Annotated in this window: 15 protein-coding genes; 6 read left to right on the plus strand and 9 right to left on the minus strand. The window is 73.6% G+C overall.

All coding sequences use genetic code 11. The features are described 5' to 3' along the window. The first annotated feature begins 232 nt into the window (after positions 1 to 232). The 3 genes from C6361_RS28310 to C6361_RS28320 are packed head-to-tail and all read left to right on the plus strand — an operon-like array spanning position 233 to position 3948. The gene (locus C6361_RS28310; RefSeq protein ID WP_234359670.1) at positions 233 to 688 is read left to right on the plus strand and encodes a (2Fe-2S)-binding protein; all 456 of its coding nucleotides are present in this window, start codon (positions 233 to 235) and stop codon (positions 686 to 688) included. Beyond that, entirely contained in the window at positions 675 to 1691 is a 1017-nt protein-coding gene (locus C6361_RS28315; RefSeq protein WP_107271235.1) for a xanthine dehydrogenase family protein subunit M, read from the plus strand. Before C6361_RS28310 ends, C6361_RS28315 begins: the two co-directional genes overlap by 14 nt. Before the next feature lie 13 nt (positions 1692 to 1704). Continuing rightward, positions 1705 to 3948 carry a xanthine dehydrogenase family protein molybdopterin-binding subunit gene (locus C6361_RS28320; protein WP_107269576.1) on the plus strand — a complete coding sequence of 748 codons (2244 nt, stop codon included), beginning with the start codon at positions 1705 to 1707 and terminating at the stop codon, positions 3946 to 3948. Positions 3949 to 3963: 15 nt separating this feature from the next. Here the strand turns inward: C6361_RS28320 and C6361_RS28325 are convergent, their stop codons facing one another. Together C6361_RS28325 and leuS are read right to left on the minus strand one after the other, a co-directional pair. After that, on the minus strand, positions 3964 to 5535 hold the full coding sequence (locus tag C6361_RS28325) for a pentapeptide repeat-containing protein (protein WP_159079514.1): 1572 nt from the start codon (positions 5533 to 5535) through the stop codon (positions 3964 to 3966). Positions 5536 to 5927: 392 nt separating this feature from the next. Then, the gene (leuS, locus tag C6361_RS28330; RefSeq protein ID WP_107269578.1) at positions 5928 to 8768 is read right to left on the minus strand and encodes a leucine--tRNA ligase; all 2841 of its coding nucleotides are present in this window, start codon (positions 8766 to 8768) and stop codon (positions 5928 to 5930) included. A gap of 409 nt (positions 8769 to 9177) precedes the next feature. On the opposite strand from leuS, the gene C6361_RS28335 reads away from it, so the two are divergent. The 3 genes from C6361_RS28335 (at position 9178) to C6361_RS28345 (ending at position 14129) form a co-directional block, all read left to right on the plus strand. After that, positions 9178 to 10239, plus strand: coding sequence for a MoxR family ATPase (locus tag C6361_RS28335; RefSeq protein ID WP_107261400.1), 1062 nt, complete (start codon positions 9178 to 9180; stop codon positions 10237 to 10239). 2 nt (positions 10240 to 10241) lie between these two features. Then, entirely contained in the window at positions 10242 to 11540 is a 1299-nt protein-coding gene (locus C6361_RS28340) for a DUF58 domain-containing protein (protein WP_107271236.1), read from the plus strand. 108 nt (positions 11541 to 11648) lie between these two features. Continuing rightward, the gene (locus C6361_RS28345) at positions 11649 to 14129 is read left to right on the plus strand and encodes a DUF3488 and transglutaminase-like domain-containing protein (RefSeq protein WP_107261402.1); all 2481 of its coding nucleotides are present in this window, start codon (positions 11649 to 11651) and stop codon (positions 14127 to 14129) included. Between the two features lie 318 nt (positions 14130 to 14447). On the opposite strand, the gene C6361_RS28350 is transcribed toward C6361_RS28345, so the two are convergent. From C6361_RS28350 to C6361_RS28380, 7 genes are all read right to left on the minus strand, one after another. Then, entirely contained in the window at positions 14448 to 14834 is a 387-nt protein-coding gene (locus tag C6361_RS28350; protein ID WP_107261404.1) for a DUF3040 domain-containing protein, read from the minus strand. A 115-nt stretch (positions 14835 to 14949) separates the two neighbouring features. Next, positions 14950 to 16209, minus strand: coding sequence for a DNA polymerase IV (locus C6361_RS28355; protein WP_107261406.1), 1260 nt, complete (start codon positions 16207 to 16209; stop codon positions 14950 to 14952). A 62-nt stretch (positions 16210 to 16271) separates the two neighbouring features. After that, positions 16272 to 17564: an alkaline phosphatase family protein gene (locus C6361_RS28360; RefSeq protein WP_107269579.1), complete on the minus strand. Its 1293-nt coding sequence runs from the start codon at positions 17562 to 17564 to the stop codon at positions 16272 to 16274. Next, complete coding sequence (locus tag C6361_RS28365; RefSeq protein ID WP_107261410.1) at positions 17561 to 18310, minus strand: methyltransferase domain-containing protein; 750 nt, start codon at positions 18308 to 18310, stop codon at positions 17561 to 17563. Before C6361_RS28365 ends, C6361_RS28360 begins: the two co-directional genes overlap by 4 nt. 21 nt (positions 18311 to 18331) lie before the next feature. Then, positions 18332 to 21691: an error-prone DNA polymerase gene (locus C6361_RS28370; RefSeq protein ID WP_107269580.1), complete on the minus strand. Its 3360-nt coding sequence runs from the start codon at positions 21689 to 21691 to the stop codon at positions 18332 to 18334. A 159-nt stretch (positions 21692 to 21850) separates the two neighbouring features. Then, positions 21851 to 23428, minus strand: a complete 1578-nt coding sequence (locus tag C6361_RS28375; RefSeq protein WP_107269581.1) for a DNA polymerase Y family protein — start codon at positions 23426 to 23428, stop codon at positions 21851 to 21853. A 23-nt stretch (positions 23429 to 23451) separates the two neighbouring features. After that, on the minus strand, positions 23452 to 24186 hold the full coding sequence (locus C6361_RS28380) for a hypothetical protein (protein ID WP_107269582.1): 735 nt from the start codon (positions 24184 to 24186) through the stop codon (positions 23452 to 23454). Positions 24187 to 24261 lie beyond the last annotated feature (75 nt).

Genomic DNA, 24261 nt, shown 5'->3' on the forward strand with positions numbered 1-24261 from the left:
TCCTCCGGGAGCGGCAGCCCGGGAGGACGGATGGCCGAGCCTCACCCCGGGGCCGGGCGACCCCCGGCCCCGGCGGTGGGCATTCCCGCCGGGCGCGATCTCCGCGCAGCATTGCTCAGCGAGGTGACGGGTGAAGTCGTACGCCGAGACAGCCGGTGCGGTCGAGGTCGCCGACACCGCCGTCGTACGCGGCCCGAACGCGACCGTCGTCCGGCTCTCCGTCAACGGCAGCATCCGGAGCATCCTGGTCGAGCCCCGGGTCAGCCTGCTGGACGCGCTGCGCGACCGGCTCGACCTCACCGGCGTGAAGAAGGGCTGCAACCAGGGCGCCTGCGGCGCCTGCACGGTCTGGGTCGACAAGCGGCGGGTGCTGGCCTGCCTCACCCTGGCGATCACCTGCGAGACCCGCGAGATCACCACGATCGAGGGGCTCTCCGACGGGGTGGACCTGCACCCGATGCAGTCGGCGTTCATCAGCCAGGACGCCTTCCAGTGCGGATACTGCACCCCCGGACAGATCATGTCGGCGGTGGCGTTCCTCGCCGAGGGGCACGCCGCCGACGACGACACGATCCGGGAGTGGATGAGCGGCAACATCTGCCGGTGCGCGGCGTACCCGAACATCCGGGCCGCCATCCGGCAGGTCCGGGACGAGGCCGGAACGGGTGGGCCCGATGCGACCGGTTAGCTACTCCCGGGTGGCCGACGTGGCCACCGCGATCGGCACGGTCGCCGCCGACCCGGGCAGCACCTTCCTGGCCGGCGGCACCACCGAGGTCGACCTGCAACGCATCCACGTCGCCAGCGCGAAGCGCCTGGTCGACATCAACGACCTGCCGTTGCGGCAGGTCGAGGAGCTGCCCGGCGGCGGGGTACGGATCGGTGCCGTCGCCCGGATGAGCGACGTCGCCCAGGCCCTGCCGGTCCGGCGCCGCTTCCCGATGGTCTCCCAGGCGCTGCTGCTCGGCGCCTCCGCGCAACTGCGCAACATGGCCTCCATCGGCGGCAATCTGATGCAGCGGACCCGCTGCGGCTACTTCCGGGACGTGGCGGCGGCCTGTAACAAGCGGGAGCCGGGCACCGGGTGCAGCGCGATGACCGGCGTCAACCGCGGCCACGCCGTCCTCGGCACCAGTGAGCACTGCATCGCCACCCACCCCTCCGACCTCGCCGTCGCGCTGGTCGCGCTGGATGCGGTGGTCCTCACCCAGGGGCCGGGCGGGCATCGCGAGATCCTCGCCGACGACTTCTACCTCGCCCCCGGGGACACCCCGGACCGCGAACACCCGATCGCGCACGGCGAACTCGTGGTGGCCGTGCAGATCCCGCCGCTGCCGATGGCCAGTACCTCGATCTATCTGAAGGTGCGGGACCGGGAATCGTACGAGTTCGCACTCGCCTCGGCGGCGGTCGCCGTCGCGCTGGACGCCGGGGTGGTCACCGACGTCCGGCTGGCGCTCGGCGGTGTCTCCAGCAAACCCTGGCGGGCCCGTCGGGCCGAGTCCGTGCTCGTCGGCGCCCCCGCCACCGTCGAGTCGTTCCGGGCGGCGGCCGAGGCGGAGATGGCCGACGCGGTGCCGCACGCGATGAACGCGTACAAGATCGAACTTGGCCGGCGCACCATCGTACGGGCGCTGCGCATGGTCACCGGCGACGCCCGGATGGTCAGCGAGGACGGGAACCCGCCATGAACGGAGTGCGCAGATGAGTCCGGTGCTCGGGGCCGCCCTCGACCGGGTGGACGGCCGGGCCAAGGTCACCGGCGCGGCCCGGTACTCCGGGGAACTGAACCTGCCCAACCTCGGCCACGCGGTGCTGGTCGGCGCCCGGGTGCCGAGCGGCCGGATCATCGGCATCGACTGCCGGCAGGCCACGGTCGCCGACGGTGTCTGCGCGGTGCTGACCCACCTCGACCTGCCCCGGGTCGCCGCCCAGCCGAAGCTCTTCCCGTCGCTGGCCGGACTGGTCGCGCACGGGCAGAGCTTCTTCCCGATGCAGGACGACGTGGTGCACTACGCGGGGCAGCCCGTCGCGATCGTCGTCGCCGACACCATCGAGCGGGCCGAGTACGCCGGCACCCTGGTCCAGGTCAGCTACGCCGAGACACCGTCGGCGACCCTGCTCGACCAGGTACGCGACCAGAGCTACCAGCCGGAGCGGATCTTCGGCGGGCTGGTACCCGGCCGCAATCCCACCCGGGGCGACCCGGAGACGGGGCTGCGCGACGCCGAGTTGAGCCTCGACCTGACGTACGGCTTCGCGGCCAACCACCAGAACCCGCTGGAGATGTCGACGACCACCGTGGTCTGGGACGACGTCGACCGGCTCACCGTGTACGACTCGACGCAGGGGCCGACCGCCACCCAGCTCAGCGTCGCCGAACTGCTCGGCCTGCCGCCGACGCAGGTGCGGGTGGTGAGCCACTTCGTCGGCGGCAGCTTCGGGTCCAAGGCGCTGATCTGGCCGCACGTCACCCTCGCCGCGCTCGCCGCCCGCCAGGTCGGCCGGCCGGTCCGGCTCACCCTCAGCCGCGACCAGATGTTCCACTCCTGCGGGCACCGGGAGGAACAGGAGCAGCGGATCCGCCTCGGCGCCGGCCGCGACGGTCGGCTGGTCGCGTTCACCCACGACAAGATCTCGCTGACCTCGCACTTCGACGACTGGGCCGAGACCTCGCTGGAGTCGGCCGCGATCAGCTACGCCTCGCCGAACTACGCCGGCGGCTACCGGCTGGCCCGGGGCAACATCATCACCCCGACCTTCACCCGGGGCCCCGGCGAGGCGACCGGGATGTTCGCGCTGGAGTCCGCGATGGACGAACTGGCGTACGCCACCGGGATCGACCCGATCGAGCTGCGGCTGCGCAACCACGCCGACGTCGACCCCGACACCGGCAAGCCGTGGTCGAGCAAGGGCCTGAAGGAGTGCTACCAGCGCGGCGCCGAACTCTTCGGCTGGGCCGAGCGCGACCCGACCCCCGGCGTCCGCTGGGAGGGACGCTGGCAGATCGGTACCGGAATGGCCACCGCCGCCTACCCGGTGGCCGCCCCGATCAGCCCGCAGCGGGCCCGGGCCCGGATCTACCTCGACGGCAGCGCGGTCGTCGAGGCCGGCATCTCGGAGTTCGGCACCGGCGCGCTGACCGCGATGACCCAGGTCGCGGCGGACGGCCTCGGCCTGCCGGTCGACCGGGTACGGTTCCTCGGCGGCACCACCGACCTGCCGAACGTCGCCTCCGCGGTCGGCTCGGCGGGCTCGGGGGCGACCAGTTCGCCGGTACACCTGGCCTGCACCCAGCTCCGCGACCAGCTCGTCGGGCAGGCGGTGGCGGACCAGCACTCCCCGCTGCACGGCGCCGACCCGGCGGGTGTGGTGGTCCGGGACGGCCGGATGTGCCTGCGCGACCGCCCCGACGTCGGCGAGACCTACGCCGAGCTGCTCGGCCGGAACCACATCCCGGACGTCGAGACGGTGGGCACCTGGCAGCCGGTCCTGCCGCCGATGACGGACCACGCGATGCACACCTTCGGCGCGCAGTTCGCCGAGGTCGCGGTCGACGCCGACCTCGGCCTGGTCCGGGTACGCCGGCTGGTCGGCGTCTTCGCCCCCGGCCGGGTACTCAACCGCAAGACCGCGCACAGCCAACTGATGGGCGGGATGCTCTGGGGGCTGAGCCAGGCGCTGCTGGAGGCGACCCGGATGGACCCGCAGACCGGGCGCTGGGCCAACGCCAACCTCGCCGACTATCTGGTACCGGTCAACGCCGACGTTCCGGACGTCGTCGTCGAGACCATCGAGGTACCCGACTCGGTGGTGAACCCGCTCGGCGTGAAGGGGGTCGGCGAGATCGGCATCGTCGGCACCTCCGCCGCGATCGCCAACGCCGTCCACCACGCCACCGGCCGGCGGATCCGGCACCTGCCGATCACCGTCGAGGACCTGCTCTGAACCGCACCCCCGGGGCTACCCGGGCAGCGGCGAATCGGCGCCGAGCCGGGCCCCGCTGACGTCGACCGGGCCGTGGAAGGTGGCGACTCCGCTGCCCGTGCCGAGGTCGAAGGCGGTCCGCTCGAAGCGGCAGCCGGCGAAGCTGGTGGAGCCGTGGAACTGTGCCCCGACGAAGTCGGCGTACCCGCCCGCACCGCCGCTGAGGTCGAGCTCGACCAGGGTGGCGCCGCAGAGCTGGAGGTCCAGCTCCGGCCAGTACGGCTCGGTGGCCGGGCGCAGCCGATCGGCGAGCACCTGCTGAACCTCCCGGCGCAGCCGCAACTCCTCGGCCTGCCCGGGATCGAGGTCACCGGTGACCCGGAACGGCAGCGGGGTACGCAGGTAGGCGCAGAGGGCGTCGACGACCCGCTGGCGCAGCTCGGGGCGGCTGTCGCCGAGTACGGCCAGCCGGCGCAGGCCGGCCCGCCGGATCTCCGGGTCCGGGTCACCGAGCTGCCCGGCGTACGGGTGCACGTCGTCGTCCGGCACCAGCCGGCCGGTGCCGGACTCCACCGCCCAGCCCAGCGGCCAGTACGTCTCGCCGTAGCCGTCGTCGTTCTCGTCGGACCAGTGCGCGCCGGTCAGCCGCACGGCCGGCTGGTCCAGATGCACCCGGGCGGTGAACCCCGCCTCCCGGAAGTCGGCGACCGCACCGAACCGGGCCTGGTAGAACCAGGCCGGGCCGCCGAAGTGGGCACCCCGGAACGAGACCGGCCCGGCGAAACGCGCCCCGTCGCCGCCCTCCTCCCAGTCCTGGTAGTCCTCGATCAGGACCGCGACCGGCCACTGCGGATCGGTCTCGTTCGGCTCGTCCCACGGCAGCGGGGAGAGTTCCTCGATCGCCTCCCAGGCCGGGTCGTCCTCCCAGAGGGTCTCCTCGCCCCGGCCGAACCAGGCGATCGCGTCGAACCGCGCACCGGCGAACCCGGTGACGCCCCGGAACCGGGCCCGGCCGAAGACCGCCTCGCCGCCGAAGCGGACGCCGTCGAACCGGGCGTCGCCCTCGAAGACCGTACGCGGGAAGAGCGCGTCGCCGTCGAAGCTGGCGCCCTCGAACGACGCCGTGCCGACGAACCGGGTGTCCGCGAACCGTCCCTCGGCCAGTTCGCAGCCGCGCAGGTCGACGTCGACCAGGGTCGTACCGGAGAGGTCGAGGTCGATCTCCGGCCACGGCCCGGGACCGCCGGGGCGCAGCCGGGCGGCGAGCAGGTCGAGGGCGGCCCGGCGCAGGTCGGTCTCCCGCTCGTCGGTGCCTTCCGTCCCGGCCGCCGGACGATCCGCCGGAGGGTTCGCCGGACGATCCGCCGGACGATTCGCCGAACGGTCCGCCGGGCCGGTGGCTCGGAGCACCGGGACGGTGGACTCCAGTGGCGCGGTGGCGCGCAGGTGTGCGCAGATCGCGTCCGCCACCGGCTGCCGGAGTTCGGGGCGGTCGTCGGCGCGGGCCAGCAGCCGGCGTACCGCCGCCAGCCGGTCGGTCGACGGCGCCTCAGCGTCCGCCAGCGCGGCGAGGTCCGCCCGGTGTTCCGCCAGGTCCCGATCCGCCATGCCCGACCCGCCCTCCCCCGGCCGCTCCGGCCCGGCGGCGCCCCCGAGGGCGCCGCCGGAACGCACCCTAGCCACCGCGGGCAACTCCGAACCGCCGCCCGCCCCCTGCGCCGCCCGCCCCCTGCGCCGCCGTCTCCCTGCGCCGCCGGCAGCCGCTCACCTGGGCCGCTCACCTGGGCCGCTCACCTGGGCCGCTCACCTGGGCCGCTCACCTGGGCCGCTCACCTGGACACCAGAGGCGCTACGACGCTGCCATAACGCCTCTGGCGTCCAGGTCGAGGCCGGACCCGCTGCCCGGTGACCCCGCGAGCCCGCCGCCCGGTGACGCCGGGAACCCGCCGCCCGGTGAGGGAGGCGGGCTCTCCGACGGGAGGTCAGGCGACGACGGGAGGTCAGGCGACGACGCTGACCATCCGGCCGGTCACCACGATCACCTTGCGCGGCTCCCGACCGGCCAACTGGTCGGCGACCGCCGCCAGCGCGGCGGACCGGATCTCCTCCTCGGTCGCCTCCGCCGGCACCTCGACCCGGCCCCGGACCTTGCCGTTGACCTGCACCGGGTACGTCACCGACTCGGCGACCAGCAGGCTCGGGTCGGCCACCGGGAACGGCTCGTACGCCAGCGACTCGGCGTGCCCCAGCCGCTGCCACAGCTCCTCCGCGATGTGCGGTGCGAACGGCGACAGCATCAGCAGCAGCGGCTCCGCGACCTCGCGGGGCGTGGCGTCCAGCCTGGTCAGGCCGTTGGTCAGCTCGATCAGCTTGGCGATCGCGGTGTTCATCCGGATGCCGTCCAGGTCGCCCCGGACCCCGTCGATGATCCGGTGCAGCAGACGGCGGGTCTGCTCGTCGGCCGGGGCGTCGGTGACCCGCAGCTGCCCGGTCTGCTCGTCGACGATGGTCCGCCAGACCCGTTGCAGGAACCGGTACGCCCCGATCACCGCCCGGGTCTCCCAGGGCCGGGAGACGTCCAGCGGGCCCATCGACATCTCGTAGACCCGGAACGTGTCGGCGCCGTACGCCTCGCACATCTCGTCCGGGGTCACCACGTTCCGCAGCGACTTGCCCATCTTGCCGTAGACCCGGGTGACCTGCTTGTCGCCGAAGTAGTACCGGCCGTCGTCCTCCTTCACCTCGGCGGCCTCGACATAGCTGCCCCGGTCGTCCTGGAAGGCGTACGCCTGGATCATGCCCTGGTTGTACAGCCGGCGGTACGGCTCGAAGGACGAGACGTGGCCCAGGTCGAACAGCACCTTGTGCCAGAAGCGGGCGTACAGCAGGTGCAGCACGGCGTGCTCCTGGCCGCCGACGTACAGGTCGACGCCGCCCGGGTCGCCGGGCGACTGCGGGCCCATCCAGTACGCCTCGTTGGCCGGGTCGACGAAGCGGTCGGCGTTGGTCGGGTCCAGGTAGCGCAGCTCGTACCAGCAGGAGCCGGCCCACTGCGGCATCACGTTGGTCTCCCGGGTGTACCGCTTCGGCCCGTCGCCCAGGTCCAGCTCGACCTCGACCCAGTCCTTGCGCCGGGACAGCGGGGTCTCCGGGTCGGAGTCGGCGTCGTCCGGGTCGAAGGTGCGCGGCGCGAAGTCGTCCACCTCGGGCAGTTCGACCGGCAGCATCGACTCGGGCAGCGCGTGCGGGTTGCCCTGCTCGTCGTAGACGATCGGGAACGGCTCGCCCCAGTAGCGCTGCCGGCTGAACAGCCAGTCCCGCAGCCGGTAGGTGACCGCGCCGGAGCCGTGCCCGTTCGCCTCCAGCCACTCGATGATCCTGGCCTTGGCGTCGGCGACGAACAGCCCGTTCAGGTCCAGGCCGCGGTCCGGCGCGGCGCTGTTGATCGCCGGCCCCTCCCCGGTGTACGCCTTGCCGTCGAAGTTCTCCGGCGGCTGCACGGTACGCACGATCGGCAGCTCGAAGACCTCGGCGAACTCCCAGTCCCGCTCGTCCTGCGCCGGCACCGCCATGATCGCGCCGGTGCCGTAGCCGGCCAGTACGTAGTCGGCGATGAAGATCGGGATCTGCGCGCCGTTGGCCGGGTTGCTGGCGTACGCCCCGATGAAGACCCCGGTCTTCTCCCGGTTCTCGGCCTGCCGCTCGATGTCGGTCTTGGCGCCGGCCGCCTTCCGGTAGGCGTCCACCGCGGCCCGGGGGGTCGCCTGCCCGCCGGTCCAGGCGTCCCGGGTCCCCTCGGGCCAGGCGTCGGCGGCCAGCGACTCGACCAGCGGGTGCTCCGGGGCCAGCACCATGTAGGTGGCGCCGAAGACGGTGTCCGGCCGGGTGGTGAAGACCCGGATCGGCGCGGCGGCGGTCGGGAACTCGATGTGCGCGCCGGTCGACCGGCCGATCCAGTTCCGCTGTTGCAGCTTGATCGGCTCGGGCCAGTCCAGCGCGTCCAGGTCCTCGATCAGCCGGTCGGCGTACGCGGTGATCCGCATCATCCACTGCTTCAGGCTGCGCTTGAAGACCGGGAAGTTGCCCCGGTCGGAGCGGCCGTCCGGGGTCACCTCCTCGTTGGCCAGCACGGTGCCCAGGCCCGGGCACCAGTTGACCGGCGCCTCGGAGACGTACGCCAGCCGGTGGTCGTCGACGATCCGCCGCCGCTGCGTCGCGGACAGCTCCGCCCAGGGGCGGCCGTCCGGGGTGGCCCGGGTGCCGGACTCGAACTCGGCGACCAGCTCGGCGATCGGCCGGGCCCGGGCGGCGGCGGTGTCGTACCAGGAGTTGTAGACCTGTAGGAAGATCCACTGGGTCCAGCGGTAGTAGTCGGTGTCGATGGTCGCCACCGAACGCCGGTCGTCGTGCCCCAGCCCCAGCCGGCGCAGCTGCGAGCGGTAGTAGCCGATGTTCGCCTCGGTGGTGGTCCGGGGGTGGGTGCCGGTCTGCACCGCGTACTGCTCGGCGGGCAGCCCGAACGCGTCGAAGCCCATCGTGTGCAGCACGTTCCGCCCGGCCATCCGCTGGTAGCGGGCGTAGCAGTCGGTGCCGATGTAGCCCAGCGGGTGCCCGACGTGCAGCCCGGCACCGGACGGGTACGGGAACATGTCCAGCACGAACAGTTTCTCCGCGTCCACCCGGGGGTGGTCGGGGTCGGCCAGCGGCCCGACCGGATTGGGCGCCCGGAAGGTACCCCGCTCGGCCCACCGGTCCTGCCAGCGGATCTCGATCTCGCCGGCCAGCGCGGCGGTGTACCGGAACGGCGGGATGTCCGCCGCCGGCTCGGCTGCCTCGGTCATGTCGTCTCCTCGCTACATCCTCGTCGCTCCGCCCTGGTCGACCGAGCTGGCTGAGCACCGAATTCAGGTCTGTGGGCCGGGGTCCGTTCTCCGGGCATAAAAAAGCCCCTCACGCAGGAGGGGTGGCCGCGCTGTCGCTGTCTGTCGCGTCAGCACGGCTCGCTAAGGAGCAGGTGGACCCTGGACATGCGGTCATCGTACCGCGCCCCCGGCAGGGCTGTCGCACCCGATACCGGCGCCAGGATCCGACCCCGGGCTCTCGGGTGTGCTCGGCTCTCCCGCCGAATGCGGTTAGCCTGAGTGATGCGGGTGATCCGGTTACTCCGGACGGACGTATTCTCCCGCGAACCATACGGCCGGCCCAACGACTCTTATTAGGCGGCGGCCGTGATCGACGAGGAGGAGGCCCGTGACTCAACAGACCTGGGACGAACTGGGCGGCGCGCTGCCGAGCGACCAGTTCCGTGCCGCCAGCGACGCGATCGTGGCCAATATCGAAGAGGTCATCGAGGGCAAGACCGCGACGGTCCGGCTCGCACTCGCCGTCCTGCTGGCCGAGGGCCATCTCCTGATCGAGGACGTACCGGGGGTCGGCAAGACCAAGCTGGCCAAGGCGCTCGCCCGGTCGATCGACTGCTCGGTCCGGCGCATCCAGTTCACCCCCGACCTGCTGCCCAGCGACGTCACCGGGGTCAGCGTCTACAACCAGGAGACGCACGACTTCGAGTTCAAGCCGGGCGCGGTCTTCGCCAACCTGGTGGTCGGCGACGAGATCAACCGGGCCTCGCCGAAGACCCAGTCCGCGCTGCTGGAGAGCATGGAGGAGCGGCAGGTCACGGTCGACGGCGTCACCTACGAACTACAGACCCCGTTCATGGTGATCGCCACCCAGAACCCGATCGAGATGGAGGGGACCTATCCGCTGCCGGAGGCGCAGCGCGACCGGTTCACCGCCCGGATCGCCATGGGCTACCCGGACCCGGGTGCCGAGCTGGCCATGCTGGACGTGCACGGCGGTCGGGACCCGATCCACGAGCTGCGTCCGGTCTCCGACGCCGCCACCGTACGGAAGCTGATCGCCACCGTCCGCGACGTGCACGTCGCCGACGCCGTCAAGCAGTACGCTGTCGACCTGGTCACCGCCACCCGCGAGGCTCCCGACCTGCGCCTCGGCGCCTCCCCCCGGGCCACCCTGCAACTGCTGCGCACCGCGCGGGCGGTCGCCGCGCTGGAGGGGCGCGACTACGTCCTCCCCGACGACCTCCAGGCGCTGGCGGTGCCGGTGCTGGCGCACCGGGTGATCTCCACCGCGGACGCGCAGCTCGCCCGGCGCACCACCGACGCGATCATCTCCGACCTGGTGCACCGGCTGGCGTTGCCGCACGAGCGGCAGCGCTCCCCCTACGACACCCGGCCACCCTCCGGGGACGGCAGCACCGGGCGCTCGCAGTACGAGCCGCGGAGGCGATGACGGTGCGCGAGGCGCTGCGCGGTCTCACCACCCGGGGGCGGTCCTTCCTCGCCGCCGCCGTGGCAGCGGCGATCTCCGCGCTGATCCTCGGCGAGAAGGACCTGCTCCGGGTCGCCATCCTGCTCGGCGTACTGCCGCTGCTCGCTGCCCTCTACGTCGGGCGCAGCCGCTACAAGCTCGCGTGCAGCCGCTCGCTGGAGCCGCACCGGGTGCCGGTCGGTGCCAGCTCCCGGGTGGTACTCCGGTTGCAGAACATGTCCCGGCTGCCGACCGGGACGCTGCTGCTGGAGGACCGGCTGCCGTACGCGCTCGGCAGCCGCCCCCGGGTGGTGCTGGAACGCCTCGGCGCGCACCAGGCCAGTTCGGTGGCGTACACGGTCCGGGCCGACGTGCGCGGTCGCTACGAGGTCGGCCCGCTGGTGATCCGGCTGACCGACCCGTTCGGGCTCTGCGAGCTGACCCGGGCCTTCCCCAGCGTCGACCCGCTCACCGTCATCCCGCAGGTCACCCCGCTGCCCTCGGTCCGGCTGGCCGGCGAGTACGCGGGGACCGGGGAGAGCCGGGCCCGCTCGGTGGCGGTGCACGGCGAGGACGACGCGGCGACCCGGGAGTACCGGCGCGGCGACGACCTGCGCCGGGTGCACTGGAAGTCCACCGCCCGCACCGGCGAGCTGATGGTGCGCCGGGAGGAGCAGCCCTGGGAGAGCCGGGCGACGGTGGTGCTGGACACCCGGGCGTTCGCGCACCGGGGCGAGGGGCCGACCGCCAGCTTCGAGTGGGCGGTCTCGGCGGTGGCCAGCATCGCCGTGCACCTGCGGCAGGCCGGCTACAAGCTGCGGCTGGTCAGCGACTCCGGCATCGACGCCAGCGCGAACGACGCCGGTGGCGAGGGACTGCTGCTGGACTACCTCGCCGACGTCCGGCCCAGCCAGCGCGGCGACGTGGCTACGCTTGTGGAGCGGGTCCGGCAACGCTCCGACGGCGGGCTGGTCATCGCACTGCTCGGCGCGTTGACCACCGCCGAGGCGGACCTGCTGGCCGGGCTGCGCGGCAACGGCGCGACCTGCATCGCGTTCCTGGTGGACAGTTCGACCTGGCTCAACCTGAACCCGCAGGCCCGCGAGGAGGCGAACCACGCGCACGGCGCGGCGGCACTCGGGCTGATGCAGAGCGGCTGGCGGGTGGTGGGGGTCGAACACGGCAGCAAGTTGCCGGCGCTCTGGCCGCAGGCGGCCCGGGGCTCGCAGGGCTTCGCCTGGCGGGCCGTACTGGCCGAGACGGTCGCCGGTGGAGTGCGGTGACGGTCGCCGGTGGAGTGCGGTGACGGTCGCGCGGGACGGGACCGGCTAGGCGGATGAGGGCGGCGGAATGAAACCGAACGGCACCACCGGCACGGACGGGAAAATGTGATGAGGGGACGCCGACACCTGGGATTCGTGGCGGCCGCGGCCACCCTGCTCGCGGCCGCGCCGATGTCCACCATCTACGACCGGTGGACCTGGCTGGTGCAGTGCGCGGTCGTCGTGGGGCTGATCGCCGGCACAGCCACCCTGACCCGCTGGTGGCGGGCACCGGTCTGGGCCCAGGGGCTCGGCATGGTCGCCGCGCTGCTCTTCGGGCTGACCTGGATCTTCCCGAGCGGGCAGGAGATGCTCTCCCTGCTCCCCACCCCGGGCACCATCACCCACTTCGGCTCGCTGCTCGCCAGCTCCGGCGCGGACATGCGCGCGTACGGCGTACCCGTGCAGGACCTCGACTCGCTGCTCTTCCTGACGGCGCTCGGTGTCGGCGGGGTGGCGATCGTGGTGGACCTGCTCACCGTCGGGATGCGCCGGCCCGCCCTGGCCGGGCTGCCGATGCTGGCGATCTATTCGGTGCCGGTGGCCGTACACGTCGACAGCGTCTCGGCGGTGCCGTTCGTGATCGGGGCGGTCGGCTTCCTCTGGCTGCTCGCCGCCGACAACGTGGACCGGGTCCGCCACTTCGGACGCCGGTTCACCGGCGACGGGCGGGACGTGGACGTCTGGGAGCCGTCGCCGCTGGCCGCCGCCGGTCGCCGACTGGCGGTGATCGGCGTCGCGGTGGCCGTACTGCTGCCGCTGGCCGTACCGGGGATGACCTCGGGCCTGCTCAGCCAGTTCAACAGCGGCGGTGGCAGCGGCGACGGGAGCGGCCGGGCCGGGCCGGGCGGCTCGCCGGGCCGGGTGAACCTCTTCGCCCAGCTCAGCGGTGAACTCAACCGGGCCGAGCAGCGCGACATGGTACGGGTGAGCACCAGCGACCCGGATCCGTTCTACCTGCGTTTCGCGGTCGCCGACGACTTCTCCCGGACCGGGTTCGGGCCGCGCTCCCCGGAGGGGACGCCGGTGACCCAGGGGCTGCCGGATCCGCGCGAGGTGACCCGGGAGACCCCGGGCATCAGCCGCGAGCAGTACAACGCCGACATCGAGATCCTCGACTTCGCCATGCCGTTCCTGCCGGTCTACACCGCTCCGGTGAGCACCCGCCAGGTCGACGCGAACTGGCGCTACGACGCCACCATGCAGGTCCTCTACTCGGAACGCGCGTCGTCGCGGAACCGGAAGTACTCCTTCGACTTCGTCCGCTCGGAGTACACCCCGGCGGCGCTCGCCGCGGCACCGACGCTGGCCCCGGAGCACGCGTTCCGCAAGCTCTACACCACCGTGGAGCCGGTACGCGAGGTGGAGGAACTCGTCGCCCGGCTGACCAGCGGCAAGCGGAACGACTACGAGCGGGTGCGGGCGATCTACGACCACTTCTCCCGGAAGAACGGCTTCAGCTACGCCCTGAACACCGAGGGCGGCACCAGCGGGCAGGACATCGTCAACTTCCTCACCAACAAGGTCGGCTTCTGTCAGCAGTACGCCGCCGCGATGACCTGGCTGGTCCGCGAGGCCGGCATCCCGGCCCGGGTGGCCTTCGGCTTCACCAGCGCCAACCGGTCGGGCAACACCTACACCCTGACCAACAACAACCTGCACGCCTGGACCGAGGTCTACTTCACCGGGATCGGCTGGGTGCCGTTCGACGCGACGCCGGCGGCCAGCGTCACCGGCTCGTGGCGTTCGCAGTGGGCACCGGACCCGGACGCGCCCGAGCAGACCTCCACCTCCCCGACGACGCAGACCGGCCCGACCGCCGACCCGTCGGCCGGCCCGGAGGCGGCTGACGGGTCGGACCGCCCGCTCGACGAGGCGTTCGACGGCACCGCCGGGATCGCCCCGGAGAGCGGACCGAACTGGCCGCTCTGGGTACTGGCCGGGGTGGTGCTGCTGGCCCTGCTGCTGACCGTTCCGGCGCTGCGGCGGGTGCTGCTGCGGCGCCGCCGCCAGACCCGGGCCGCCGCCGCGGCCACCGCCCTGGCCTCGGTGACGGCGGACGAGAACGCGGCGCCCGGGGTGGCCCGGGTGGTGCTCAGCGACTCCGAGCTGGCCCGGGCCCGGGCCGACGCGCACGCCGCCTGGGACGAGCTGGTCGACACCCTGGTGGACTTCCGGGTCCGGGTGGATCCGGCGGAGACGCCCCGGGCCACCGCCGACCGGCTGGTCCGGGAGGGGCTGACCGCCGGCAGTGCCGACGAGGCGATCCGGCTGCTCGGGCACGCGGAGGAACGCGCCAGGTACGCGCGGGAGCCGCTGCGACACGGTCCGCTGGCTGAGGCGCTCCGTTCGGTACGCCGGGCGCTGAGCGCCGGGGCCGACCGGCGTACCCGGCTGGTCGCGGCCACCCTGCCGCCGTCGGTACTGTTCCGCTGGCGATTGGCGATCATGGATATGTCGGCCGGCTTCGTCGGGCTGACCGGCCGGGTCCGGGACCGCCTGCTGCGGTGGAGCCCCCGACGGGTGCTCGCCGGACGTCCGTCCCGCTGACCCGGGCCGCCGGTACCGTCGACCGATCGAAAGGGCCCACTCCGCGAGTCGCGGGGTGGGCCCTTCGGTCCAGCTGATGTCGCGGCGCGGGTACCACGGAATCGTGAGGCGGATCACAGCGCCCCGGACCCGCCGGATTGGCACACCGGAAGTCGGGTGCGGCTCGGCAGCGCCCTGCGGCCGCAGTCGGAAACGCGAACGGCCGGCGGAGGCGCACCCCCGACGGCAGGTGTGCAGGCATGGAGAATTGCCACTGGTCGCCGGGACGGATCCCGGACGGCTACCGCCAGCGGGGCGTACCCCACGGACGGGCAACGGTCAGCGGTGGCCTTCCGGCCGCTGACGCCACCTCTCCTCGAGTCGGTCGATCAACGACAGGCGTCGCCCGCTGCGGACGCGGCGGCTGGTGGTGCCGCCGACCACGTGCAGGTCCGGTGACTGCGCCTTACGCTGCGACATCATCGCGAACGCGGCCGCACCGAGCATCACCACGAAGCCCGCCACTCCGAGCAGCGGAGTTTTGCTCACCGTGCCGTAGACGACCAATGCAAGGCCAGCGATGATCACGCTGACCGCGACGAGCAGGCGACGCCGCGCGTGGAAACGCGGATCGCTGGCGCGCACAGCCGAGGCGAACTTGGGGTCCTCGGCAAGCGACTGCTCGATCTGCTCGAACAGCCGCTGCTCGTGCTCCGAGAGCGGCACGGCACTCCTCCCCGGTCACGTTGGCCGGTCCGCTCGGACCGACAGACCGTGGCAGCCAACCGGCTGCTTACCCGCCAGTCTACGAGGGGGGTCGCGGGTCGGAAAGCGGGACGACCTATGGCCGCGTCGGATTTTCCGTCCGCCGCAGGTCGTCGTGCCCCAAGAGACTCGCGGGGCGCACCATGGAACGCCCGAATCGGGCGGCCGCGGCGTCGGCGGCGGCCTCCGCCTCCCGCCAGCCGTGCTCGGGCGCGCCGAGCGCGAGCTGTCGGGGCGTCTGGTCGCCGTCGCTGAGCCCCTCGACCCGGATGCCGATCAGCCGGATCCGGTCACCGGGGCCGAGTGCGTCGAACAACGCCCAGGCGGTGTCGAACACCTCCCGGGTCACGTCGGTCGGGCCGCCGAGGGTGCGGGACCGGTTGATCGTCCGGAAGTCGGCGAAGCGGACCTTGATCGAAACCGTCCGACCGACCTGCCCGGCCCGGCGCAGCCGGACGCCGACCTTCTCGGCGAGCGCCAGCAGGGCCCGCCGGATCGTCTCCGGCTCGGCCAGGTCGGTGTCGAAGGTGACCTCGGCGCCGATCGACTTCTCCGCGTGCTCCGGGCTGACCCGGCGCGGGTCGCGCCCCCAGGCCAGCTCGTGCAGGTGGGCCGCTGCCGCGTCACCCAGACTGCCCCGGAGCAGCCCGACCGGCGCCTCGGCGATGTCCCGGACCGTACGCAGGCCGAGCCGGCGCAGCGTCTCCGCCGCCCGCTCCCCCACCCCCCAGAGCGCCTCGACCGGCAGCGGGTGCAGGAACTCCAGCACCCGATCGACCGGTACCACGATCAGCCCGTCCGGCTTGGCCCGGCTGGAGCCGAGCTTGGCCACGAACTTGGTCGGCGCCACCCCGACCGAACAGGTCAGACCCTCCTGCTCGGCGACCCGGGCCCGGATCAGCCGGGCGATCTCGGCCGGCCGGCCGAGCAGCTTGCGCGCCCCGGCCACGTCGAGGAACGCCTCGTCCAGCGAGAGCGGCTCCACCAGCGGGGTCACGTCGCGGAAGATCTCCATCACCGCCCGGGAGGCCGCCGAGACCTGCGCGAAGTCGGGCGGCAGGAAAATCGCCGACGGGCAGAGCGCCCGGGCCCGCATCGTCGGCATCGCGCTGCGTACGCCGTATTTCCGGGCCTCGTAGCTGGCCGAGCTGACCACGCCGCGCGGGCCGATCCCGCCGACCACGACGGGCCGGCCCCGCAGGTCGGGCCGGCGGCGGACCTCGACCGCGACGAAGAACGCGTCCATGTCGACGTGCAGGATCGGCGAGCCGGAGTCGTCGGCGTCCGCGCCGAAGCGCGGATCACCGCCGCGTGGCACGGCGTGGCTGCGACCCATATCGGCAGGTTAACCCGGGGGTACGACGCGACCGCGCCGGCCGCCGACACCGGGCTGTGGAGTCAACCCCTGCTCGACGGTACGGCCAGCAGCGGGATCGTCATCTCGGTCGCCGTACACGAGCCGTGGTACGCGACCAGCGTCGTCTCGATCGGGTTGTGCGTCTTCGAGGCGAGTACGACGGTCGGGGCCAGGCAGGCGACCACCACGTCGCCGATGCGCGGCAGGTGCGCCTCGGGTACCGGGCCGAACCAGCCGGCCGAGACCGCCTCCTCCCGGGTCGCCACCCAGGCCTGTTCACCGAGCACCTCCGACCAGGCGGCCACCACGTCGGCGGTCGCCCCGGGCAGGGTGTGCAGGTAGCGGACCCGGGCCTCGCCGGCCACCAGCCGCAGTCCGGCGCGCAGCCGGGGATCGGTGTCGAGGTCGTAGCGCCCCTCGGCCGGGATGTCGAGCTGGCCGTGGTCGGCGGTGACCAGCAGGGCCGCGTCCGGTGGCAGCCCGTCGACCAGCCGGGCGACCAGCGCGTCGACCTCGGCGACGGCCGACCGCCAGTCGGCGGAGTCGATGCCGCGCAGGTGCCCGTGCCGATCCACCTCCGGGTGGTAGCCGTAAACCAGGGTCGGGCCGTCCCCGGCGGTGAGCGCGCCGAGCATCTCGGTGGCGAGCGCGTCGGTGTCGTCCGCTCCCCGGTGCGTTCCGTTCCGGTAGGCGGCCACGCTCAGCCCGGTGTTCGCCAGCGCCGGCCGGCTCACCACGGTCACCGCCACCCCGGCCGCCTCGGCCCGCTGCAACTGGGTCGGCAGCGGCTGCCAACGGCGCGGATCGGGGTCGTCGCCCGACCCGGTGGCGGGGGTGGGCACCGGGTCGCCGGCTGGCGCCCAGGAGCCGCTGGGGCGGTCGCCGCCGACGGGTGAGCCCGGACCGCCGCCGGGGAAGTTCGGGCCGTCGACCGGTGACCTGGGCCAGTCGATGTGCGTGAGTATCCGGTCGGTGCCGGGCACGTTGACGTGGAAGCCGAGCACCCCGTGGGCGCCGGGTGCGGCGCCGGTGCCGAGACTGACCAGGCTGGTCGGGGTGGTGGAGGGAAAACCGCAGGTGAGCGGGCGTCCGAACCGGACGGCCAGGTCGGCCAGCGTCGGTGCGTGCGGGGCGGCGGTCGGCAACTGGTACCAGCCGAGGCCGTCGACCAGCAGCACCGCGATCCGGCGTACCCCGGCCAGCTCGCCGGCGAGCCCGAGCGGGTCGGCCCGGTCGACGCCGAGCACCGACAGCGCGCTGGGCAGTACGTCGGAGAGGCTGCCGCCGAAGTAGTGCGGCCGGACCAGGTCGAGTGGGTCGAGTGGATTCGTCATGCCGCACGACGGGCGAACAGGTGCAGCTGGGCGGCGATGTCCCGGTACGGCGGCAGGGCCGAGGCGGCCAGCTCCAGCTCCAGCAGGGCCGGCGGATCCGCCTCGGCGGCCACCGCCGGGATCAGGTCGGCGAAGACGCGTACCCCGTGGGTCTGCTCGACCGTCAGCCCGGCGGCCTCCAGCAGCGCGGCGGCACCCTCGGCGTCGTACCGCCGACGCAGGGTGTCCCGGGGTCCGGCGTGCCCGTCCGGGTCGCGCAGCAGCGTGGCGGCGACCTCCAGGTGCCCGTTCGTGACCCGGCTCAGCACGGCGGCCGCCCGGTTCGCCACCAGTACGCTCGCCGCGCCGCCGGGACGCAGCGCGGTGCCGATCGCCCCGACCACTCCGGCCGGATCGTCGACCACCTCCAGTACGGCGTGGCAGAGCACCAGGTCGACGCTGGCCGGCTCGACGAGTCCGGCGAGGGCGTCGCCGTCGCCCTGCACGGCGCGTACCCGATCGGCGACCCCGGCCTCGGCGGCCCGCCGGGTCAGCGCGGCGAGCGCGTCCGGGCTGGCGTCGACGACCGTCACCCGGTGACCGGCCTCGGCCAGCGGCACCGCGAAGCCGCCGGTCCCGCCGCCGACGTCGAGCACGGTGAGCGTCCTGCCCTGCTGCCGGGTCAACTCGCGGCGCAGCACGGTCCAGACGACGGCGGTACGCGGGCCGGTCGCCGGGCCGGACGGGCGGCTCTGGGTTCGCTCCACCCGACGAGCCTAATGGGCTGGCTAGCGGAAGTCGCGGGAGGCGGGGGTGACCGGTGGGGTGATCGCGTCGAGCCGGTCGGCGACCAGGTTGGTCACCCCGTCGTGCCGCTCCAGCCTCCCCCGCACCAGCAGTGCGGTGCTGGTCCGGGCCACCTTCCGGTAGCGCTGCCACAGCCCCGGCGAGCAGGTGACGTTGAGCATGCCGGTCTCGTCCTCCAGGTTGATGAAGGTGACCCCACCGGCGGTGGCCGGGCGCTGCCGGTGTGTGACGATGCCGCCGACCCGGACCCGGGTGCCGGGTTCGACCTGGGCCAGCCGGGCGATCGGCACCGCGCCGGCGGCGGCGAGCTGGGTCCGGACGAACTGGGCCGGGTGGCTCTCCGGGGAGAGCCCGGTGGCCCAGACGTCCGCGACCAGCCGGTCCACCGCGTCCATCCCGGGCAGGGTCGGCGCCTCCGCTCCGGCGATGGTGCCGGGCAGCCGGTCCGGCCTGTCCTGGGCGGCGGCGCCGGCCGCCCAGAGCGCGGCCCGGCGGGTCAGCCCGAAGCAGGCGAAGGCGTCCGCGGTGGCCAGCGCCTCCAGGTGCGCGGCGGAGAGTCCGACCCGGCGGGCCAGATCCGCCATGTCCCGGTACGCCCCGTGCGCGGCCCGCTCCCGCTCGATCTTCTCCGCCAGGTCGTCGCCGAGGGTACGTACTCCGGCCAGCCCGAGCCGGACCGCCGGACCGCCCAGCCCCCACCGGTGCGGCGGCTCGCCGGGTGCGCTCCCCCACCGGGTCTGCCGGGTGGACTCCAGGGTGGCCTTGGCGCCGCTGGCGTTGATGTCCGGGCGGCGTACCTCGACGCCGTGCCGGCGGGCGTCGTCGACCAGGGTCTGCGGCGAGTAGAAGCCCATCGGCTGGGCGTTCAGCAGCGCGGCCAGGAACGGCGCCGGGTGGTAGCGCTTGAGCCAGGAGCTGGCGTAGACCAGGTAGGCGAAGCTCATCGCGTGGCTCTCCGGGAAGCCGAAGCTGGCGAAGGCGGAGAGCTTGAGATAGACGTCGTCGGCGACCTCGCCGGTGATGCCCCGCTCGGCCATCCCGGCGTAGAGCCGGTCCCGGATCTGCGCCATCCGCTCGGCCGAGCGTTTCGACCCCATCGCCCGGCGCAGCTCGTCGGCGCCACCGGCGTCGAAGCCGGCGAGGTCGATCGCGAGCTGCATCAGCTGTTCCTGGAAGAGCGGCACCCCGAGGGTCTTCTCCAGCGCGTTGCGCATCAGCGGATGCGGGAAGGTGACCTCCTCCAGCCCGTTCTTGCGCCGGATGTACGGGTGCACCGAGCCGCCCTGGATCGGGCCGGGCCGGATCAGCGCCACCTCCACCACCAGGTCGTAGAAGCACTTCGGCTTCAGTCGGGGCAGGGTGGCCATCTGGGCCCGGCTCTCCACCTGGAACACCCCGACCGAGTCGGCCCGGCAGAGCATGTCGTAGACCTCGGGGTCGTCCAGGGACATCGAGCTCAGGTCGAGGGTCGACTCGATCATGTCGTACGCGTAGTGCAGCGCGGAGAGCATGCCGAGGCCGAGCAGGTCGAACTTGACCAGTCCGGCGCTGGCGCAGTCGTCCTTGTCCCACTGCAACACGGTGCGGCCCGGCATCCGCCCCCACTCGACCGGGCACACCTCGATGACCGGCCGGTCGCAGATCACCATCCCGCCGGAGTGGATGCCCAGGTGCCGGGGGAAGGTCTGTAGCTCGTTGGCGTAGGTGATCACGTGTTCGGGGATGTCGTCCACGTCGACCGCCGCCACGCTGCCCCACCGGTCGATCTGTTTGCTCCAGGCGTCCTGCTGGCCGGGCGAGAAGCCGAACGCCTTGGCGATGTCCCGTACCGCCGACCGGGGCCGGTACGAGATGACGTTGGCGACCTGGGCGGTGTGCTCCCGGCCGTACTTGGCGTACACGTGCTGGATCACCTCCTCCCGGCGGTCGGACTCGATGTCGACGTCGATGTCCGGTGGGCCGTCCCGTTCCGGGGCGAGGAAGCGCTCGAAGAGGAGCTGGTGCCGGACGGCGTCGACATTGGTGATCCAGAGTGCGTAGCAGACCGCCGAGTTGGCCGCCGAACCCCGGCCCTGGCAGTAGATGTCGTTGTCCCGGCAGAACTTCACGATGTCGTAGACCACCAGGAAGTAGCCGGGAAAGCCGAGCGCCTCGATCATCCCCAGCTCGTGGTCGAGCTGCCGGTACGCCTCCGGGTGCGCGTCGCGGGGGCCGTAGCGGCGCAGCGCGCCGTCCATGGTCAGCTCGCGCAGCCAGCTCATCTCGGTGTGCCCGGGCGGCACCGGGTAGTCCGGCAGGCTCGGCGCCACCAGGTTGAGGTCGAAGGCCAGCTCGGCGCCGAACTCGGCGGCCCGGGCCACCGCGCCGGGATAGGCCGCGAACCGGGCCGCCATCTCCGCCCCGCTGCGCAGGTGGGCGGTACCGGCCGCCGGTAGCCAGCCGTCGATCTCGTCGAGGCTGCGCCGGGCGCGTACCGCCGCCAGCGCGGTGGCGAGCCGGCGGCGGGACGGGGTGGCGTAGTGCACGTTGTTGGTGGCCACGGTGGGCAGCCCGGCGGTGGCGGCCAGCTCGGCGAGCGCGTCGTTGCGGTCGCCGTCGTACGGGTCGCCGTGGTCGGTCAGCTCCACCGCCACCGTCTCGGCCCCGAACAGCGCGGTCAACCGGTCCAGCTCCCGGGCCGCCGCCTCGACCCCCTCGGTGAGCAGCGCCGCCGGTACCGTCCCCTTCCGGCAGCCGGTCAGCACCAGTACGTGGTCCTTCAGCTCCGCGGCGACCTCTTCCAGCTCGCCGTAGACCGGGCGGCCCTTCTCGCCGCCGCGCAGGTGTGCCCGGGCGATGGTGCTGGCCAGCCGGGCGTACCCCTCGGGGCCGTGCGCGAGCACCAGCAGGTGCCGGCCGAGCGGGTCCGGTTCACCGTTCTGCGGTCCGGGCAACCCGAGCGACAGCTCGGCGCCGAAGATGGTGGGCAGCCGCAGCGCCCTGGCCGCCTCGGCGAACCGCACCACCCCGTAGAACCCGTCGTGGTCGGTCACCGCCAGCGCGGTCAGGCCCAGCCGGGTCGCCTCCTCGGCCAGCTCCTCGGGGTGGCTGGCCCCGTCGAGGAAGCTGAAGTTGGTGTGCGCGTGCAGTTCCGCGTACGGCACCGCGCCCTCGACCGGCGCGGGCAGCTCGGCCGGGGTGTAGCCGGGGCGCTTGCGGGTCCAGGCCGGGGAGTCGCCGCCGTCGGCGTCGACCGCGAGCGGGTCCACCACGCGCAGCCGTGGCTCGTCCGGGCCGCCGGGCCGGCCGGAGAGCACACGTTCCAGTTCGGACCAGGGCATGTCGGGGTTGTGGAAGCTCACCGTCGGCCGTCCCCGAGCCCGTCGAGCGGGCAGGTGTGGCTCGGGGAAGGTGCCACGGAGTCACCAAGGTGACTTCCTGGCACCTTCCTCGATTCATACCTGCGTCGGTCGGCCCGACGCCCGATCGTCCAGGCCGCCGCCCCGCCCGCCCCCGCGCGCCTAGTCATAGATGGCCTCCACCCACCACCGGCCGCCGGCCAGGGAGAGCAGCAGCGCCGTACCGTCGGCCAGGCCCACCTGGAACCGGGCCCGGCGCCGGGCCTCCACCGGAGCCCACCAGCGTTCGTCGACCGGCCACGGACCGGCCCAGTTCACGATCTCCACCGAGCCGACGGAGGCCACGGTGGTGGTCAGCTCCAGCCGGGCCGGCGGGGCGCTGACCGCCAGTCGGGCGGTCACCCGGACGAGTTCTCCGGCCGCGTCGTAGACCGCCGCCGGCAACGGCTCGGGCAGCACGACCGCCGGTGCGGGGGACGGCAGCCGGCCGGGCCACGGCGGAGCCGCCGGTCGGCCCGGCGCCCGTTCGTCGCCCCAGGGCACCAGCCGGGTCTGGTCGGCCGGGGAACGCCCGCCGCCGAGCACCGCGGTCAGCACCGACTCGGGGCCGAGGATGCCCTGCACCCGGCTCAGTGCCCGGTGTGCCCGCTCCCGTTCCGCCCCGGTCTCGCCCCACAGCCCCGGTTGCAGGCCGACGTGCGCGAGTACCCCCTCGGGGACCAGGCGCAGCCGGATGATCCCCGCGGTCGGCCGGGCCGGCCCGGCCCGGCCGGAGCCGGGACGCCGGCTGGTCCCGGTCAGCCAGCCGTCGAGCTGCCAGCGCACCCGGTCGACGATCGCCGCCGCGGTCAGCAGCCCGTCGTGCCGCCAGACCCGGCGCAGTTCCTGGCCGTGCGCGGTGACCGCCTCGATGCCGAGCCGGGTGCAGGCCAGCCCGTGCCCGGCGAGGGTGTCGTGCAGCCGCTCGGCGAGCGTCCGCGCGGCGAACGCCGCCGCGTCGACCCGGTCGAGCGGATCGTCGTAGGTCTCGGTCACCGCCAGGTCGGGCGGCGGGCGGCGGACCGCAAGCGGGCGGTGGTCCTGGCCGGCGGCCAGCCGGTGGGCCAGCGTCCCGTCGAAGCCGAACCGGGCCAGCACGTCCGCGGCGGGCAGCGCCGCGAAGTCACCCAGGGTACGCAGCCCGAGCCGGCGCAGCAGGTCGGTCAGCCCCGGCCGGCCCAGCGCCTCGACGGGCAGCCCGGCGAGGAACGTCGCGGTGTCGCCGGGCGGGACGACCCGACCGGACCGGGCCGCCAGCCCGGCGGCGAAGACCCCGTCGGCGATCCCGACCTGGCTCTCCACCTCGCAGCTCTGCGCGACGTGTTCGACGATCCGTTCGGCGGCCTGCTCTTCGCCGCCGAAGTACCGGCTCGGGCCGCGCGCGGCGACCGCGCATGCTCCCGGGCGGATCACCTCGACCCCGGCCACCACCTCCTCGACGGCGGCGACCACCGGCTCGAAGGCGCGTACGTCCCGGCCGGGGTCGTGGTCCAGGACGGTCAGTCCGGGGCAGCGGCTCTGCGCCTCCCGCTTGCGCAGCCCTCGGCGTACGCCCTCGGCGCGGGCGGCGGCGGAGGCGGCGACGACCCGGTTGGCGTACAGCACCGCGACGGGGGCGGCGGCCGACACCCCGTCGACGATCTCCGCGGCGATCACCGGCCAGTCGGGGCACCAGAGCAGCATCGTCCGCACCGGCGCCACCGCACACCTCCCTCGACCAGCAGTTATGCGGATCTTAGAACGTGTGTTCGACTCAGGTTGCCCCTACCCCGTGTTGTCGTCCCCGACGGTGCCGACGCACGTGCCCGGGTCGACCCGTCGCCGGGCAGCCAGACCCGGATCTCCTTGGGGCGGGCCGCCGCGCCACGGCCCCGGGCGGAGATCGTCACCTCCCGGCGGCGCAGCCTGCCCCGGCCCTGTCCCAGCCCCTCCCAGGCGCCCCGGATCACCTGGAGCGTCACGTCGGCACCGGCCCAGCGGCCGTACGGGACGAGCACGCTGCCGCGTTGCCGGGCCCGGGCGGCCAGCCGGCTGACCACCGTGGCGGAGACCGTGTCGGGCACCGCCGCGACCACGACGTCGACCCCGTCGATCAGTGCGGCGACCACCGTCGCCCACTCCGGGCCGGGATGGGGGACCAGGGCGAGCCGGTCCAGCTCGATGCCGAGGTCGGCGGCGGCGGTCGCGCCGAGGGTCGGCACTCCGACCACGGCACACCACGATCCGGCCCGGGACGCCTCGGCGAGCAGCGCCAGCATCAGCGAGGTGCTGCCACCCCGGGCCGGCTGACCGAGACCGACCGCGACGGTGCTGCCCCGACGCAGTCCCCGGCTGGGCAGCAGCCCGGCCAGCTCTGGAAGCACCGGAAGCAGGCGGTGGGCGCCGGTCTGGTCGGAGCCGTTCGCCGGGCGTACCAGGTCTGCCAGGGCAGCGGAACCGACGACCATCCGCCCCGCCATCTCGACCCTGCTCCCCCGTGTGTCCCGCCTCCGCCTCGTGCTCCGCCTCAGTGCTCCGCCGCTCGTGCGGCAGCG

The organism is Plantactinospora sp. BC1, from assembly GCF_003030345.1.
Classification (GTDB): Bacteria; Actinomycetota; Actinomycetes; order Mycobacteriales; family Micromonosporaceae; genus Plantactinospora.